This window comes from Desulfomonile tiedjei (genome assembly GCA_016212925.1).
In the GTDB taxonomy this organism is placed as follows: domain Bacteria; phylum Desulfobacterota; class Desulfomonilia; order Desulfomonilales; family Desulfomonilaceae; genus JACRDF01.
In genome coordinates this window covers 149,489-165,531 of record JACRDF010000025.1, presented here as the reverse complement: position 1 = coordinate 165,531, position 16,043 = coordinate 149,489, and the positions used below count along the sequence as shown (strand labels likewise).

At 54.9% G+C, this 16,043-nt stretch carries 13 protein-coding genes; 8 read left to right on the top strand and 5 right to left on the bottom strand.

Annotated features, from left to right (window positions below):
* Window positions 1-193: 193 nt before the first annotated feature.
* Both HY913_11245 and HY913_11240 read right to left on the bottom strand, forming a co-directional pair.
* Window positions 194-1,270 carry an aspartate-semialdehyde dehydrogenase gene (locus HY913_11245; protein ID MBI4963841.1) on the bottom strand — a complete coding sequence of 359 codons (1,077 nt, stop codon included), beginning with the start codon at window positions 1,268-1,270 and terminating at the stop codon, window positions 194-196.
* A gap of 86 nt (window positions 1,271-1,356) precedes the next feature.
* The gene (locus tag HY913_11240) at window positions 1,357-1,719 is read right to left on the bottom strand and encodes a hypothetical protein (GenBank protein MBI4963840.1); all 363 of its coding nucleotides are present in this window, start codon (window positions 1,717-1,719) and stop codon (window positions 1,357-1,359) included.
* Window positions 1,720-2,722: 1,003 nt separating this feature from the next.
* On the opposite strand from HY913_11240, the gene HY913_11235 reads away from it, so the two are divergent.
* The 5 genes from HY913_11235 to HY913_11215 all read left to right on the top strand — a co-directional run bounded on the left by HY913_11235 (window position 2,723) and on the right by HY913_11215 (window position 7,669).
* Window positions 2,723-3,508, top strand: a complete 786-nt coding sequence (locus tag HY913_11235) for an outer membrane lipoprotein-sorting protein (protein MBI4963839.1) — start codon at window positions 2,723-2,725, stop codon at window positions 3,506-3,508.
* A gap of 123 nt (window positions 3,509-3,631) precedes the next feature.
* A complete protein-coding gene (locus HY913_11230) occupies window positions 3,632-4,132 on the top strand; it encodes a hypothetical protein (GenBank protein ID MBI4963838.1) in 501 nt (166 codons plus the stop codon).
* A gap of 514 nt (window positions 4,133-4,646) precedes the next feature.
* Window positions 4,647-4,844, top strand: a complete 198-nt coding sequence (locus tag HY913_11225) for a hypothetical protein (GenBank protein ID MBI4963837.1) — start codon at window positions 4,647-4,649, stop codon at window positions 4,842-4,844.
* 12 nt (window positions 4,845-4,856) lie between these two features.
* Entirely contained in the window at window positions 4,857-5,792 is a 936-nt protein-coding gene (locus HY913_11220) for a permease (protein MBI4963836.1), read from the top strand.
* Window positions 5,793-5,989: 197 nt separating this feature from the next.
* Window positions 5,990-7,669, top strand: a complete 1,680-nt coding sequence (locus HY913_11215; protein MBI4963835.1) for a radical SAM protein — start codon at window positions 5,990-5,992, stop codon at window positions 7,667-7,669.
* A 131-nt stretch (window positions 7,670-7,800) separates the two neighbouring features.
* Here the strand turns inward: HY913_11215 and HY913_11210 are convergent, their stop codons facing one another.
* The gene (locus HY913_11210) at window positions 7,801-9,021 is read right to left on the bottom strand and encodes an OmpA family protein (protein MBI4963834.1); all 1,221 of its coding nucleotides are present in this window, start codon (window positions 9,019-9,021) and stop codon (window positions 7,801-7,803) included.
* 405 nt (window positions 9,022-9,426) lie between these two features.
* Here HY913_11210 and HY913_11205 point away from each other — a divergent pair, with 405 nt between their 5' ends.
* The gene (locus HY913_11205; protein MBI4963833.1) at window positions 9,427-10,803 is read left to right on the top strand and encodes a sigma-54-dependent Fis family transcriptional regulator; all 1,377 of its coding nucleotides are present in this window, start codon (window positions 9,427-9,429) and stop codon (window positions 10,801-10,803) included.
* A 47-nt stretch (window positions 10,804-10,850) separates the two neighbouring features.
* Here HY913_11205 and HY913_11200 read toward each other — a convergent pair whose 3' ends face one another.
* Both HY913_11200 and HY913_11195 read right to left on the bottom strand, forming a co-directional pair.
* Window positions 10,851-11,150, bottom strand: a complete 300-nt coding sequence (locus HY913_11200; GenBank protein MBI4963832.1) for a hypothetical protein — start codon at window positions 11,148-11,150, stop codon at window positions 10,851-10,853.
* Window positions 11,151-11,474: 324 nt separating this feature from the next.
* On the bottom strand, window positions 11,475-12,716 hold the full coding sequence (locus HY913_11195; protein ID MBI4963831.1) for a molybdopterin molybdotransferase MoeA: 1,242 nt from the start codon (window positions 12,714-12,716) through the stop codon (window positions 11,475-11,477).
* Window positions 12,717-13,194: 478 nt separating this feature from the next.
* On the opposite strand from HY913_11195, the gene HY913_11190 reads away from it, so the two are divergent.
* Window positions 13,195-14,295 carry a site-2 protease family protein gene (locus HY913_11190; protein MBI4963830.1) on the top strand — a complete coding sequence of 367 codons (1,101 nt, stop codon included), beginning with the start codon at window positions 13,195-13,197 and terminating at the stop codon, window positions 14,293-14,295.
* 81 nt (window positions 14,296-14,376) lie between these two features.
* Entirely contained in the window at window positions 14,377-15,954 is a 1,578-nt protein-coding gene (locus HY913_11185; protein ID MBI4963829.1) for an NAD(P)H-hydrate dehydratase, read from the top strand.
* Window positions 15,955-16,043: the final 89 nt, after the last annotated feature.

Below are 16,043 nucleotides of genomic sequence, written 5' to 3'. Positions count from 1 at the left end.
GCACTCCTTTCGTTCTCGACGAATTGATGAAGAGATTACGGGACACTTGATCCCGATGAATGGCGACTTTAATTCCCGCGGAAAATCAGGGCGAAAATTCAGCGGGCACTCGGATCGGATGGATGCACCGCTCGATAGAATGTCAGGCTTTCATCTCCCTGCCTGCGCGGTCAAATATCCGTCCACGGGGCTTTCACAGATACCTTTCGACCAGTATCTCGGCAATGTGCACCGCGTTGAGAGCCGCTCCCTTTAGGATATTGTCCGACACGACCCAGAGGTTCAACCCATTGGCAATGGACTCGTCCTCACGAATCCGCCCCACAAGGGTGTCATCTTCCCCGGCGCAGAGCGCCGCGAGGGGATACTGGTTTCTCTGCGGATCGTCCACTACTCTTATGCCCGGCGCTCGGGACAATACATTTCGCGCCTCTTGCGCGGTGATCTTCTTTTCGGTTTCTATGTTCACTGACTCGGAATGTCCGAAAAAGATTGGAACGCGAACCGCTGTAGCCGTCACCTTTATGGCAGGGTCCAGTATCTTGCCCGTCTCCCACACCATTTTCATTTCTTCTTTTGTGTAACCGTTCTCGAGGAACACGTCTATGTGCGGCAAGCATTCAAAGGCAATGCGATGCGGATAAATCTCGGTAGACATAGTCTGGAAGTTGCACAGAGAGTCGTGAAGCTGATCCAGGCCGTCCTCTCTCGTCCAGTTCGTAGCATTGGCAATCTGTCTGGACTGTACCAGCATCTCTTCGATGGCCTCTTTGCCCGTTCCGGAAACCGACTGGTACGTGGAGACCACAATGCGCTTTATGGTGGCAGCATCGTGCAGCGGCTTTAAGGCCACCACCATCTGGATGGTGGAGCAGTTTGGGTTGGCGATAATGCCTTTCTTCGTGTAACCGGCGATGGCTTGAGGGTTCACTTCCGGCACCACGAGCGGCACATCGGGATCCATGCGGAAATGGGCTGTATTATCCACCACCACACATCCGGAATCCGCGGCTATGGGAGCAAACTTGGCGCTTATGGACCCGCCGGCGGAAAAAAGGCCGATATCCACTCCCTTGAATGATGATTCGTTAAGTTCCTGAACAGGGTATTCCTTCCCCTTGAACTTGAGTTGCTTCCCGGCAGAACGTCCGGACGCGAGCAAGACGATCTCGCTCACCGGGAACGCGCGTTTCTCCAAAACCCTTGCCATCGTGTTGCCGACCGCTCCGGTCGCGCCTACCACGGCTACTTTATATCCATCCTTCTTCATGGCTGAGCCTCACGTTTTACTTTATCAGTGGGAAGTTCCGAAGAACGGGAAACAGGCCGGCCACTTTCCTGCGCCCGGTAATGGTCTTAATTGCCACGGGACGTTTCAGATTTGCCGCTCTCCGTTGTCTTTGATGGCGCCTTGCCGGTCTGGACTCCGTCCACTTGCTCCACCGGGATCCTCTGCATGGAGAAGTCACCGGAGGCGCTGTCCTTTTTCAACACCCAGATCTTGCCGGTGTCGGTGTCCAGCATGAACGTATAGCCCTTCGCTTGCGGCGAAACGAAGATTTGAAACCTTCCTGTCACCGTAACGTTCGGGCCGTGTTGCTCGTCCGACTTCGCTCCTACCTGGGGCATTTCCCGCCCCAAAGGCCATTGCGCCTGTGCCCACACGACCGCACTCAGGAGGACGACCGGAACCGCAGCAAATCGGATGAAACTAAGCATGGTTATCTCCCCGACAGTCACATGAATCATTATATACCAGCCTGGAAACAAAGCGTCAAACTCCTTGCGCCAACTATTCTCTCATTCGGGTCCGCTTTTGACCGGCGGCGGTAACCCCCTAGGTGGGACAGTCCCGCCATTAGCGTGATCGCATGTCTGTTGGAATGACGGGCAAGATGAAACTGTCCCAAAATTAGTGGCCGGAAGATTTCTTTTGTACGGCGCGCTTCGAGAACGCTGTCTCAAAAGGCCACCAACTCGCGGACCCGCGTTACGGGGCCGGCAATTGTCCCTCTTGGGTGGCCCGGACGTGTGGTGGGACAGGCTTCCTGCCTGTCTATTGGGATGACCGGCAAGATGCCGGTCCCACCAGCGGGTCGCAAAGCGACAGGAGGTGATTTCCAGCCTGCGAGTGGCACCGGCAGTCTTTGGACAGGGTAATGTCCTCGCAACAGCCCCTCTTGTTCCTTCGGAACCCGGAGGCAGTGGCCTCCGGGCCACCCCGCGCTATACCATTTTCCGGCGCTGATAAATTCTGAGACAGTCTCGGATGCCCGTCCCGCCGAAAACCAAGATTGCCCGCCCGCGTTCCGCGGGATTTCGCCACTCGCAATGACAGGACAACGCCCACCCGTAACTGAAAGCCTGCGACACCACGCACGTCGAGCTTGAAATAAACCCCTTCTCTATGGTAGATTACACCCTCGAAAATGCGGAATCATCAGTAACAGAAGCTGCTATTCACGCTGTGTCGCCGCGCGGCAACGGTCGCCCTGCCGAATCCGCGTGCCGGCCCAAACATGCGAAGAGTCAGGCCTCCTGGCTTTCCGCGGTGGCCGCTTTTTGAGTTTTCCGGTGACAGTATCCGGTTGACAAAATCAGTATTTTTATGATATTAAGTGAAATACACATATTTGATCATCTGAGATCTGTGTAACCTAGCGTTTTATCACAATACTTTCGCGCGCCGCTCCTTGCCGGCGCGGTCGTGGATTGAAGCGTAATGTTTCGTACTTACAAACGATTTACCCTTGCCCTTCTCGGGCTAGTTCTTTGGTGCGTTCCGGCTGACCTTTGCGCGTTGACCGCGCAAGAGATCCTAGACCAGGGTGCGAAGCAAAACTTGGGAGATAGTTTCCGCATTGCACTGTCGGTCAAGACGTTCAAGGCCAAGAAACTTCTGTCCGATCAGGTCCTCTGGTTGATGGCCCGAATTGACCAGGGGGCGGCCCACATCTTTGTAGATTTCGACGCTCCGCCGGAATCCAAAGGAATGCGCTTCCTTCTGCTCGTAAAGGACGGCCAGGACCCAAAGGCACTCATGTATCTACCGGCGACAGGACGGACTGTACCCTTGGCTGTTGACGAGCCGTCAGCGGATATTGGCGGCACAGGGCTCACCATGGAAGATATTCAGGGCTTCATGCCGAAGGGCGGCGACGCGCCTGAAATCGTGAGAGAGGAAGCACTGGATGGCCGGGACTGTTACGTGATCCGGGTGAAGCTTCCTAACGGAGCTGGTGAGCGCCTTCTGTGGGTCTCCAAGAATGACCTTCTGGTAGTCAAGTCACAACAGGTGGATTCCGCGGGGACGGTGAAAAGGATCTTCCGAGTGGTGGAATTCTTCAAGACCGACCAAGGCAAAGAATTTCCCAGGGAGGAAGAAATACTTATCCCCGATAAGAATATCCGGATACAGCTAAGGCAGGATAGCGCCGTGTTCGGAATCGAGATACCCGAAGGGGTAATGGACCCCGAAAAATTCGGGACCTTCAACTGGAGAGGGTGATTACGGGATTGGAGGCCACATAGGCTCTTGCCCACGAAGCAGACCGTAGGGCCGGGTGGTCGTGAAATCTCAAATTTAATGTCCTGATGAAAGGGCGAACAGCCCGATCAGAGGAATTCAGCCGTGAAGAAGAACCTCCTGAAGCTTTTGGCGGCCTCGTTTGTTCTTGTTGCGTGCGGGTGCGCGCGCATCCTCCCTGATGTGAACAAGATCCAGTCCAACATGGATTCCATGGTCCACTACATGGGCGTCATGGCATCGGGGATGCCTATCATGGTGAGCAGTACCGCGCGCATGGCCAACAGCGCCGAAAGGATGGAACGTAAATCCGACGGCCTGATGGCGGACCTTGGAAAAAAGGGCGAGGATGTGGGACGGTCCATCCAGAATTATTCCCAGGCATTCATAGACAATGACAGGGCTGTAGTGAAAAACCTGCAAGGCATCAAGATGGAACTCGGCGAGCTTAAGCAGAATCTCCGACAGCCTGCAGCAGCGGCGGAGCCCCAGGAGCAAGCCAGAGTCAATGCCGCTGTCCAGACTCGCCTCAACAATCTGGAAGCGAAGTTGACAGCCATAGCATCCAAGATGGAAAAGATGAATAGTACCCCCTCGCAAAAATAAACACATAATTTCTTGCTTTGTTCCAAGCCCGTCCCCTTAAGAAGTAACTCCGCTTGAGTGTTCGCGCAGTTCCGGAATCCGGCCCTTGAATCCATCTTGTAAGTTTGGCGCGGTCATTGCCACTCTCGACAGTTGCCACGGATTGACTCCCGGGTGCCACGGACCTGGGCTCCGCCAGGTCCGTGCCGGCGTTTCTGGAAAACGGTAAGGTCGTCCCGCGTATTAACCTCCAAATTGAAAAGCGAGCCGATGGTACGATAAGGCCGGGAATCTTCCGAGTTATCGTGGCGATAGAACTGGCAGGAAGCACGGACCTGGTAAAACCCAGGTCCGTGGCACCCAATACAGAAGGGATCGCTTGACAGAAGGCACTACAATAGATTTTCCCAAAAACTCTTCCCGAATGAGTTCGTCCCGCGCTGGCGGGACACCAGCAAATTCGTCTGTGGTTACTTTCGAGAACTACTATAGGCGGGTTTATGGCTTTATGGCCTGGCTGTGTTATTATTAGCTTATGGAACTCATTGTCGAAATTCTCTCCGCGTCATGGCAAGTTTTTCGCGAAGCAGCGTTGTACATCCTGTTCGGCTTAGGCATCGCCGGGATCATGCGCGTGTACATCACTCCGGATTCGGTCAGCCACTATTTTCGGCGCGGCCGATTCAAATCTGTACTGTACGCGTCGTTGCTGGGCATTCCCATTCCGCTCTGATCATGCGGGGTGGTGCCCGCAGTTGCGGGCCTGAAGAAACAGGGCGCGAACAACGGAGCATGCCTGTCGTTTCTTATATCCACGCCGGAAAGCGGGGTAGACTCCATTGCGCTCACCTATTCTCTCCTGGACCCCATAATTACGGTGATGAGACCGTTCACCGCGTTTGTTACCGCACTGGCCGCGGGGCTCGTCGAGAATTTTGCCGGTGGAACCTACCAGAGGGGGCGAGACATTGAAGCATACCGAACCTGCCTCGTTGACGCTTGTTGCGACGGGACAGATTGCACTCCAAGCGAGCACGCTAAACACCATACTGCGACTGAAAAACTGGTGGCCGGATTTCGGTTCGCCTTTGACGAGCTGATGAACGATCTCGCTGGATGGTTTATTCTTGGAATTCTTTTGGCCGGCATCATAAATGCTCTGGTACCGGAATCGTTTGTCTCTGCAAATCTGGGATCAGGGTTTCTCGCGTATTTGGGCATGCTGGCTGTGAGCCTCCCCATGTATATTTGCGCTTCAATGTCAACTCCTGTCGCCGCGGCCTTGATCCTTAAGGGAATGAGCCCCGGAGCAGCGCTTGTGCTGCTCATGGCCGGGCCGGCGACCAATATGGCCACCATTGCCATGGTGGGAGGCATACTCGGAAGGCGTACCCTGGGCATCTACTTGGGGTCAATCGTGATTTGCACCATGGTGGCGGCCTTTGTCCTGGATCTTATCTATGCATGGTTGGGGATCTCGGCAAAGGTAGCAGCGGGAGCCTCCGCGGGCGAACTCGTCCCTGTCTGGCTGGAATGGCTCGCGGCGGCAATTCTTGCGGGTTTGATCATTCGGGTCCTTTGGAAGAAAGTTGACGGCGCGCGGAGAACAAGGCCGTCAGCTCTTGAGGCTAGTTCGCCGCAGACGCCTTGCTGTGACGATCCCAAAGCCGGGGGAACCTGAAAGGCCTGATGCTCCCCGTGTGGGAGAACCTGACTGACACCTGTTGCTTCCGAACAGAGAGAATCAGTTAGAAACGAAATCAGCACTGACCTGGAAACCAGGTCAGTGGCACCCGGCACCCAATCCACATCGGGCTGGGGGTGCCACGAACTTGACCTTTGTCGGGTTCGTGTTCGTTCTACCGGATTATTCCTGATTTGACCGCGCACCGGTATGGCGCGGCATTGCTGGAGGATATCATTACCTACGGAGCATGCCCGAACCGGTCTCCAAAGGACCCTCGCGTCGTGCTGATTCATCCACCCGCGATCAGCAAACGCTACCTTCAAACAAAGTTCATGCCTTACGGCATGGCGGTTCTGTACGCATTTCTCAAGGAACATTCCGTTCCGACGGTTCAATACGATTTCCTCATGGAATACCTGTTCGACGCGGAGGAGGATATTGATTATCACAACCCCGAGAAGACCTTTTCGGACAGAGATTTCTTTGGGGTCCTTGACGGAGGAGGGTCGCATCAGGGACTCGCAGCATTTGTGGAAAAGTACGGCAGCCGGTTGATTCAAGGCGCCGGGATTTACGCCTTCTCCATCGTGGCCTATCATCAGTTCTGGGCTTCGCTGCTCCTTGCGAGGTACATCCGCAAAGTCAACCCCGATGCGGTCATAGTTTTCGGCGGTCCTTTTATCACCATCAAACCGGTGAAGTCGTTTGTCCCATACGGGCAGGCTGACTACTGGGTTAAGGGCAGCGGTGAGGTCCCGTTGTTGATGCTCCACAGACTTCATCAGGAGACAAGCCTGGCCTCCAAGGGAGATATCCCCGGTATAATCTTCTTCGATAAAGGGAATCTGTTTCAGGCGCCTCGGTCCCGCCTTGCCGCGGAAGAAGAGCGTGCACCTGATTTCGAGGGATTGGACCTCCATCGGTACCGATACAACCACCCTTTGACAGGCGAGCAAACCTTCTTTCTGCCGTATCGTATCTCTAAAGGATGTCCTTCCAGGTGCACGTTTTGCACCGGCCGTCTTGTTGACCGATATGACGTGAAATCCGTGGACAAAGTGGTTGCAGAACTCTCAGGTCTTTCCAAGAAGTACCGCACAAGCCTTTTTCAATTTGCCGACGCGTCGATTAACGGCAACCCGCGGCGCCTTGCAGAACTGTGCGACAGATTGGCCGAGGTCCTCCCGGACATCCGTTGGTACTCTTACGCAAAGGTCAACGGCTTCACTCCGGACCTGTTGAGGAAAGTAAAGAATGCCGGCTGTTTTAGCCTTTTCTGGGGCGTGGAGTCTGCTCATCAGCCCACGGTGCATCTGCTGGGCAAACGTTTTGACGTGGACAAAATGTACGACCTGATTGATGAGGCGATTTCAGCAGGTATCAAGAGTTATATTCACCTTATGTACAACACTCCCCATGAATCCGCCGGGGATGTCGAAGGCTTCATCCGCCTGGTGGACCGCTACCTGAGATCGGAGCAAGTGGTTTTCCTGCCCCAGCGCTTCCTGTTGGAGCCTCAATCCTTGATGACGGAAGCCCCGCAAGACTATGGTTTGACTAACCTTCGAGAGGTTGGCGGTTCAGTCTTTGAGCGGGAGCAATTTCTTTACGAAGAGATCGACGGTTCGGATCACGAAACTATTGAGGCGAGAAATCAGCGCAACCGGGACGTGCTCGCCTATCATCTCGATTTGATCCGCTACCGAAACATGCTGGACGACCAGCGGTCGGGGCTGTTCAGATTGTTCTCCCCAAGGCTGCTGGTCCGTTCCGGGCGACTCCTGGCCAGGAATCGCGTCACAGACAAATTACACACCGCCTTCGTCCGATGGATTGAATCCAATACGCGTGCAATAAAAGAAAAGCTGTGATTCAGGAAAGGTTTATTTTGGAGGGGGTTGTTGCGCTCTGCGGCAGAAGCCGCTCAGCGGACAGGCTATGGAGGTTTTTGAAAGGGAGTGCGGGGAAACCCTTTACAAAGGGTCACCCCGCAGTTTTGACATCACCTCTTGACCCCACGCTGTAGACGGCGGACTTGGACCGGCATTTTAGACCCCGGTGCAGGCTTGTCCGGCCACGCCCACTCGGTGTCCTTGTCCCTTTCCTGGGTATTGTAAATGTCGCCCACGGCCGTGACCCCGAAGGTGTGCAGCTTCTTCTCGTCGTAAGGGAATTCTCTCAAAGGCAGCATCAAGTAGAGGTTTGCCTGATCATTGCGCAAACGCACGTCAGGATTCTGGTTGTCGTAACGGGGCAGCTCTTCACCCCACGTCCGGAGGAGTATCCTATCCGGGTTTATTCCGTAGATTTTTATCAATGCGTCTTTCACATTGGCTGCCCGGGCATGTCCGAGCCGATGATTGTCGCTGGTGTTTCCCAGAAACGTGGTGTGTCCGTCTATCTGCAAGCAGTATTGCGGAATGGCGTGGAGGAAGTTAGCCACGCTCTCCAGCTTGAGCGCCTCCGACGGTATCAGGTCGGCGCGTTTGGCCTTGAAAAAGATCTCGGGATAAGGGAACATTATTTCGCGTATCGTGATGTCCCACACGAATTCCTTCATTTGGGCCTTGGTGCGAACTTCCTCCCATTGACGCGCATATCCTCCGGTAAGCTTGCAGGCCTCGTACAGATTTCGCCATCCCACTTCCATGGCCCCGAGCCATATTCCGAAAATCTGGACCTTGTCGCCGTAAGAGTCCTTCAGAGCAGTGGCAGTCTTCTGCGGGCACTCTCCCTGAGAGCCGCCATCGGTAATAACGACTATCGCAGTGCGGCCTGACGCCGTGGCAATCATGGATCCGGCCAACTGAAGGGCGTCTTGAAGAGTCGCAGTTCTCTTTGGGAAAAAACCTTCTTTGCGCATGCAGTTGTAGAACTGCCAATATTTCTTCCTGTCCCACGGGCCGAGAGGACTGAGTAACTTTGGTGTATCACAATCTCCGAACGTTATCAGCGCGGTGTTCAGATCGTACTGCCACCTTGGAACGTGAGGCATGACGCGGTTGAATAATTCCAGCCCCCTGACGCCAATGAAGAGCCGTGAAGTGTCATAGTTTTCCGGATGCCCCGCCAACATGGAATCAGACACATCGAACAAAAAAATCACATTGTGGAATCGCGCAAGATAGTCATGATTTTTTTCCATGAAATGGCCTGAAAAGGATTCAATGGGGAGCAGCATCAGGAGAGCCGCCAAAGCGACGGCATGCAGGCTTGTTTTCATCAACCGTCCTCCAGGTAACATCATGTCAATCTTTATTAAAAGACACATGATGTCCAATATATGCAGTGCTATATTAAAGTAATAACTGAATTATGTCAAGCGGAATGTGAAGCTGATTGTGAGCATTCAATCTTAGGGTTGGTCTGCATCACTGTGGCGATGTCATGGAATCGTGGAGCAGGCTTTCCAGCCTTCCTGCCCAAAAATGCCGATGATGGCAGGCTGGAAAGCCAGCCCCACAAAAACACTCCACTCCTCCCGAAAGACTGAATACTTGCTGCTGCCTCCGGCGCCCGCGCTTCTTCACCCCTAGCTTATTCAGACATGACAGGTTAAACTGTGACTCCGGACTCGGCGGCGTTTTCATCAATATCGTTGGACCCGATTCTCTTAGGCTGGACCACAATGCCTGATCCCCCTCACAAAATACTGATCGTTGACGACGAACCGAATATGCTCCACATGCTCAGTGCCATCCTCAGGAACGACGGCTTTGATCCCGAGTGCGCTTCGTCCGCCAAAGAGGCGTTGGACCTCGCGGCGACTGCGGGCTTTGACTTCATACTTTCCGACGTTCGGATGCCGGGAATGGACGGGATTCAGCTCGTGGAGGCGCTCCGGGCGCGCGGGATAGAAGTCATAGTGATTCTTATGAGCGCTTACGGCACCATAGAGTTGGCGCTCGAAGCCATGCGCAAAGGAGCCTACGACTATATTTCCAAGCCCTTCAAAACCGACGAGGTGGTGCTCACCTTGCGGAAAGCCTCTGAACGGGAACGCCTGCGCCGGGAAGTCGTTCGTTTGAGACGGCGGCTGATGCGCACCGAGCGCAGTCCCGATATCGTCGCGGAATCTCCCGCCATCAAGGCCGTGCTTGCCACAGCTCACCAGGCTGCCCCTTTTGAATCCTCAGTGCTTATAACCGGTGAATCGGGCACCGGCAAGGAACTGATGGCTCAAGAGATCCATCGCTGTTCATCCCGTGCCGGCGGCCCATTTGTCGTAATAAATTGTGGCGCAATACCCGCGGGACTTCTGGAAACCGAGTTGTTCGGTCATGCGCGGGGAGCTTTCACGGGTGCGAACGATGAGAAGCCGGGCCTTTTCGAGGAAGCCGAAGGAGGGTCGATCCTTCTGGATGAAATCGGCGCGACGGACGACTCGCTTCAGGTGACGCTTCTCGGGGTGTTGGACAAAGGGGAATTCAGAAGAGTAGGCGAGACCGCGACTCGCAAGGTGTCAGTAAGGGTTCTCGCGGCCACCAACGAGGACCTGGAAGGAGCCATGGCTCAGGGCCGCTTCCGCAAGGATTTGTTCTACCGTCTTAATGTAATGCACATTCACGTGCCGCCTCTCTCGGAACGCAAAGAAGACATTATCCCTCTGGTGGAACACTTCGTAGGCGTATTCAACAAAAAAATGGGCCTTAACATAGGGCTGATAACACGAGAAGCGCAGGAGGCGTTACTCTCTTACCGTTGGAGGGGAAACGTCCGAGAGCTTCAGAATGTCGTTGAACGAGCCATGATCCTCACTACCGGAAATTCGATTACTCTGGACAGCCTCCCTTACGACATCCGCGTCGGCGGTAAAAGGGTGGTCTGTTTCACAGAGGACGAGGATTCGATCTCGCTCAAGAAAGCGTGCAAGGATCTCGAGAGGACCCTGATTGTGAGGGCCCTCAACAGAACGGGCGGGAACCGTTCCCAAGCCGCGGCTCTCCTCGAAATCAGCTATCCGTCGTTGCTGCAAAAGATCAAGGATTACGGTGTAACCACCTGACCGCACAAACGGACTGACACTCTCGGCTTCGACAAATTAGCAATCAGTCAGGGTACGTCCCACTCGATCATCAACCAGTTGTCCCAGCCATAGTACTGGGCTATTTCGTGGATCTCCCGTGAGATTTCTTCGTCGAGAAGCTTGACCACGTCGGCCGGGACTCCCTGGAGATGTCTGACTACGGGGATGATGGTGTCAGGCTCTTTGAATTTGAAAAACACGCGGATGTCGTCCACTGATTTCTGTTGCTGGAGCATCCGGAGCTGGGACAAGAGCATAGGGATTTTTGACTGAATGTTGAGCACAATCCATTCCAACCTGGTGGGTGTGTACCGTTCCGCATCCATGGCAAGGCCTCCGTTCCGGTATTCTTGTTTCTCAGCATAAGCACCAATGCCGCGGAGTCAAATTGTCGGGGGCGCTTAAACCCCTAATACCAATGTACGATCAATCAAGTGATGTTAACGGTGGGCCGGGAGGGACCACCACCTTGCTACAACATGGTAAGGCGGGCACGGCCCGCCCTACGTGTGTGCGACGCGCCTCCTGTAGGGCGGGCCGTGCCCGCCGTGCCAGGGCTATGTTACTTGTGTGACCGCGGAAAACGGCCTCTCCCCCACTAAAGGTCCCAATACAAAGCCTTCGCGATGAATGGTTACCACGGGACGTTGTCACTCATATGGGGAGTGCGGGCTCAAGGGGCTGTTTGCGTGGAGCAGTTGAATCTTGACGGTCTTCCCGGCAACAAAAGGAGCGTCCTCAGGCTGTAAAATCATCAGGCCGTCAGCCAGCACCATCGATCGCAGGGCGCCGGAACTCTGGTTTCCGGTAGTAGTCGCCATCATTTGGCCGTCTTTTTCAAAAAGTTTGCAGCGCACCAGGTGGAGACGGTCCGTCGCGACGCCGGCGTCTTCAGCGAGAGTAGCTTCGATTAGTGGGCGGAAAAGATTTGCATGCCCCATCATCTTCAGCAGCGCGGGCCTGACGAATTGCTCGAATGATATCATCACGGATGTCGGATTGCCCGGCAGGCCAAAGACAGGCTTGTTTCCGATGGTGCCGAAGACTAACGGTTTTCCCGGCTTCATGGCCACTTTCCAGAACTTTACTTTCATTCCCAATTCCGACAGCGTGTCTTTTACCAGATCATACTTGCCAACGGACACCCCGCCCGAAGTGAGTATTACGTCCGCCCTCAAACCGTCCGAGATCCTGCTGCGCTGATCGGATTCCTCGTCGGTTGCAATTCCCAGAGAAAGCGGGATTGCGCCGCATTCCGCCACTTGAGCGGCCAGGCTGTAACTGTTGGAGCAGACCACTTTCCCGTCGCTGAAAGGTTCGTCCAGGTCGACCAGTTCGTCGCCCGTAGACAAAATAGCCACCACCGGCCGCTGATAGACATACACGTACGCATGGCCCAGCGTGGCAAGCATCCCCACTTCAGGCGGCCTTATAATATCCCCGGCGGACAGCACTATCTCTCCGGCTCGGACATCTTCGCCGCGCCTGCGTATATGCTTGGCCGGACCGGGATCTTTGAGGCATACGATCCGGTCCCCTTCCCCTTGTGTGTACTCCAGCATGATCACCGTGTCCGCGCCCGGAGGGATCAAGCCGCCTGTCATGATCCTCACCGCTTCGCCGGGGCCCACTGTTCCTTTGAAGGGCTTTCCAGCGGGGGAGTCCCCGGTCAGCCGCAGGGTGACTGCATTGGTTGGGCTTGCACCCGCCAGATCTTCGTGACGGCAACAAAAGCCATCCATGGCCGAGTTGTCCGCGGAGGGCACATCGCGAATAGCTGCCACGTCCTGCGCCAGAACGCGTCCCAGCGCCTCCAATATGTGTATTCTTTCCCGACCGAGGAGAGGGATCTCCTCGAGCACCTTTTGCTGCGCTTCACCAATTGAAATCACTTTCAAGCCTCACGTGATGGGGTCTCTTTTTTGCGCCTGTTCTCCGTCCCGCCTTTCCTTCAGGCCGTTTGGCATGGACGTGCAGGCGATTTACGCTAGTCCGCTGCCAGACAGTTAGAATCAGTGGGAAGCAAAACCGGCACTGACCTGGTGCCCAGGTCAGTGGCACCCAACATCCAATCAACATCGGGCTTGGGGTGCCACGGACCTGAGCGTTGTCAGGTCCGCGTTTCATTTAGGGGATTACCCCTTGTTTGACTGCGAATTTGCATTAGGCTGCTGTTGTCCGGTACGAAACTAAGAGTACTACAAACTTGGTGGGTTTGCAAAGACGCGAGCGCGGTTAGGGACGGTGCTGACCCATGATTGATTATGTGATAATGATGAATGGCCTCTTGCAATAATGAGATTTCGCGCGCACGTACTGTACGAGGAAATACGTTAATCGAAGCGGATTTGGCTGGAGGAGGCCCATCTTATGAAATGGTCTTTTGGCATAGGGAAAATACTGGGAATACCGGTCAAGGTGCACATCACTTTCCTGCTGTTGCTTGCCCTGGTCTTTTTCGTGGGCCAGTCCATAATTGGCATCGGAGGATTCCAGGGTGTGCTCTTCGTCGTGCTCGTATTTGCTTCGGTTGTCTTTCATGAATTGAGCCATGCAATGGTAGCCCGCTATTACGGGATAGAGGTTTCCGACATCACCCTGCTCCCGATAGGCGGAGTAGCGCGAATGGCAACCCCTCCGGATCAGCCTCGGCAGGAAATGATCATATCCGCCGCGGGGCCTGTGGCGAGCCTCGTTCTGGGCTTTTCGTTATGGTTTGCGGCTGACTTACTTGGCCATCCGGTGACCCTTTCCGACCTGTCAATCCGCGGGAATCTGTTGGCTCAGTTATCCGCGGTCAATTTCGTCCTCGCGATCTTTAACCTCTTGCCCGCATTCCCTATGGACGGTGGGCGTGTTCTCAGGGGGTTCCTGGCTCTGTACCTCTCCCCTTGGAAGGCCACACGGATTGCCGTCGGCGTGGGACAGGCTTTCGCGATAATTCTGTTCTTCGTGGGGCTGTTAGCCGGCAATTTTTTCATGATCCTCATAGCTTTGTTCGTATATCTGGGAGCCGAAGCCGAAGAGCGCCAAATGGGAATCATGCTCTCGTTGGGCCACGCAACAGCCCAGACAGCCATGATTCGCGACGTGGTGACTCTTTCTCAGGGTCAAACTGTAGGCGAGGCGGCAGAGCGTTATGCCCACGGCTTTCAATCGGATTTTCCCGTCACGGAGGGCCACAGAGTGCTCGGACTCGTCACACGCGACATCCTTGTTGAAACTCTCCACAAACAGGGGCCATCTGTGCCGGTCGAAGAGATCATGGTCAAGGACTTTCCAGTGGCTGCCGAACAAACTCCGCTCATCGAGATCCTCGAAAGGATGCAGAGTTCGGAGAAAAAAGTGGTCCCGGTAATGCGCGGAGGCGAATTAGTGGGGCTTGTTACCCTGGAACAGATCGGGCGGTACAACATGCTCTGCTCAGGCTTTTCTTGCGAATTCCTTGAGTCCGGTAAGACCGGCGCGTAAGGGGGATTCTTAGGGGGAAACTTTGTTCAAACAGGTTCTTCCCTCAATGTCCGGCCCTTTAGTTTACGGAGGCGATTTCTCATGTATCTGGTCACTGCCGAGGAGATGCGGGCTTTTGATGCGACGGCCATTCAGGAGTACGGAATACCCGGTGTTGTCCTTATGGAAAACGCGGGCCGCACGACGTTCCATATTCTGAGGACCCATCTTGGTGGGGATGTGCTGGGCTTGAATGTCGCGGTGGTCGCTGGTCCGGGAAACAATGGAGGCGACGGGTACGTCATCGCGCGCTATTTGATCAATCATGGCGCGCAGGTTGACACATTCTTGCTCGCTCCTCGGCAAAAGATCAAAGGCGATGCGCTGACAAATCTGAAAATCCTCGAGAAGATGACCTCCAGGATTTTTCAAGTAACGGATGAAGGGGCTTTGGAACAAGCCTCGTGTATGTGGCAGGATTCCGACCTGATTGTGGACGCAATTCTGGGCACGGGGTTAAATTCGGAAGTTCGGTCCCCTTACAAGGAGGCCATCGAAGAGATCAACGCAGCTCCCGGTTTCCGTCTCGCGGTGGATCTGCCTTCCGGCCTCGACGCAGACATGGGCCAGGTTCTTGGCGTGGCGGTTCAAGCTGATCTGACTGTCACTTACGGGTTTCGAAAACTGGGAACAGCTCTTTATCCAGGGGTTGAACACTGCGGAAAAGTGGAAGTCGTGGACATATCCATTCCTCTGCAAGCAATCGCGTGTAACCCTCCCAAAGCCGTGCTCTATGAAATGCCTGAGGTCTGGGAGTTTTACAGCCTGCGCTCGGACCCTCAAGGGCACAAGGGGAAATTCGGGCATCTCGTCATAATCGGAGGCTCTCCCGGCAAGACCGGTGCGCCCGCCATGGCTGCCATGGCCGCTTCCCGCATCGGCGCCGGCCTAGTAACCGTTGGTGTTCCGGCTTCACTTAACCCGATCCTGGAGATTAAACTTACCGAAGAAATGACCGAGCCTCTCCCTGAAACCATTACAGGTTTTCTTGGCGAAAACTCCGCGGATCGAATTCTGTCCCTGGCTGAAGGCAAGCGATGCATGGTCCTGGGACCGGGCATGTCCACGGCCGAAGGCATCCCGGAATTGATCGCAAAGGTGCTGGCCGGCTTCGATGGATGGGTTGTCATAGACGCTGACGGGCTTAACGGGCTGTCGCACAACATGGAGTGCCTCAAAAACACAGCGGCTAAAGTTGTCTTGACACCTCACCCCGGTGAAATGGCTCGAATCACAGGCAAGACCACCAAAGAAGTTCAGGCGGATCGTGTCGGGATGGCCCGAAAGATTGCCAAAGAATATGGCGTCTGGCTCATCCTGAAAGGGGCCGCGACAGTGACCGCTTCCCCTGAGGGAGCCATATTCGTGAACACAACCGGCAATCCCTGGATGGCCTCCGGCGGCCAAGGTGACGCTCTGAGCGGCATACTGGGAGGACTCCTGGTGCAAGGAATTCCGCCGGAACATGCCCTGCCCTTCGGCGTGTACCTTCACGGTCTTGCCGCTGACAGCCTGGTGGAAAGAAACGGCCCCGCGCCGGTCATCGCCACCGACGTTATCGCGGAAATCCCTAAACTCCTGGGCGAAGGCCTGAGGGAAGGCGAGGAGGAAGAAGAATAGAAGACACCGGGGGGAAACTTTTTTGCAAAAAAGTTTCCCCCGGACCCCCTTCAAAAAACTCCCACATATTTGAATCCTCCAGAGGGGAG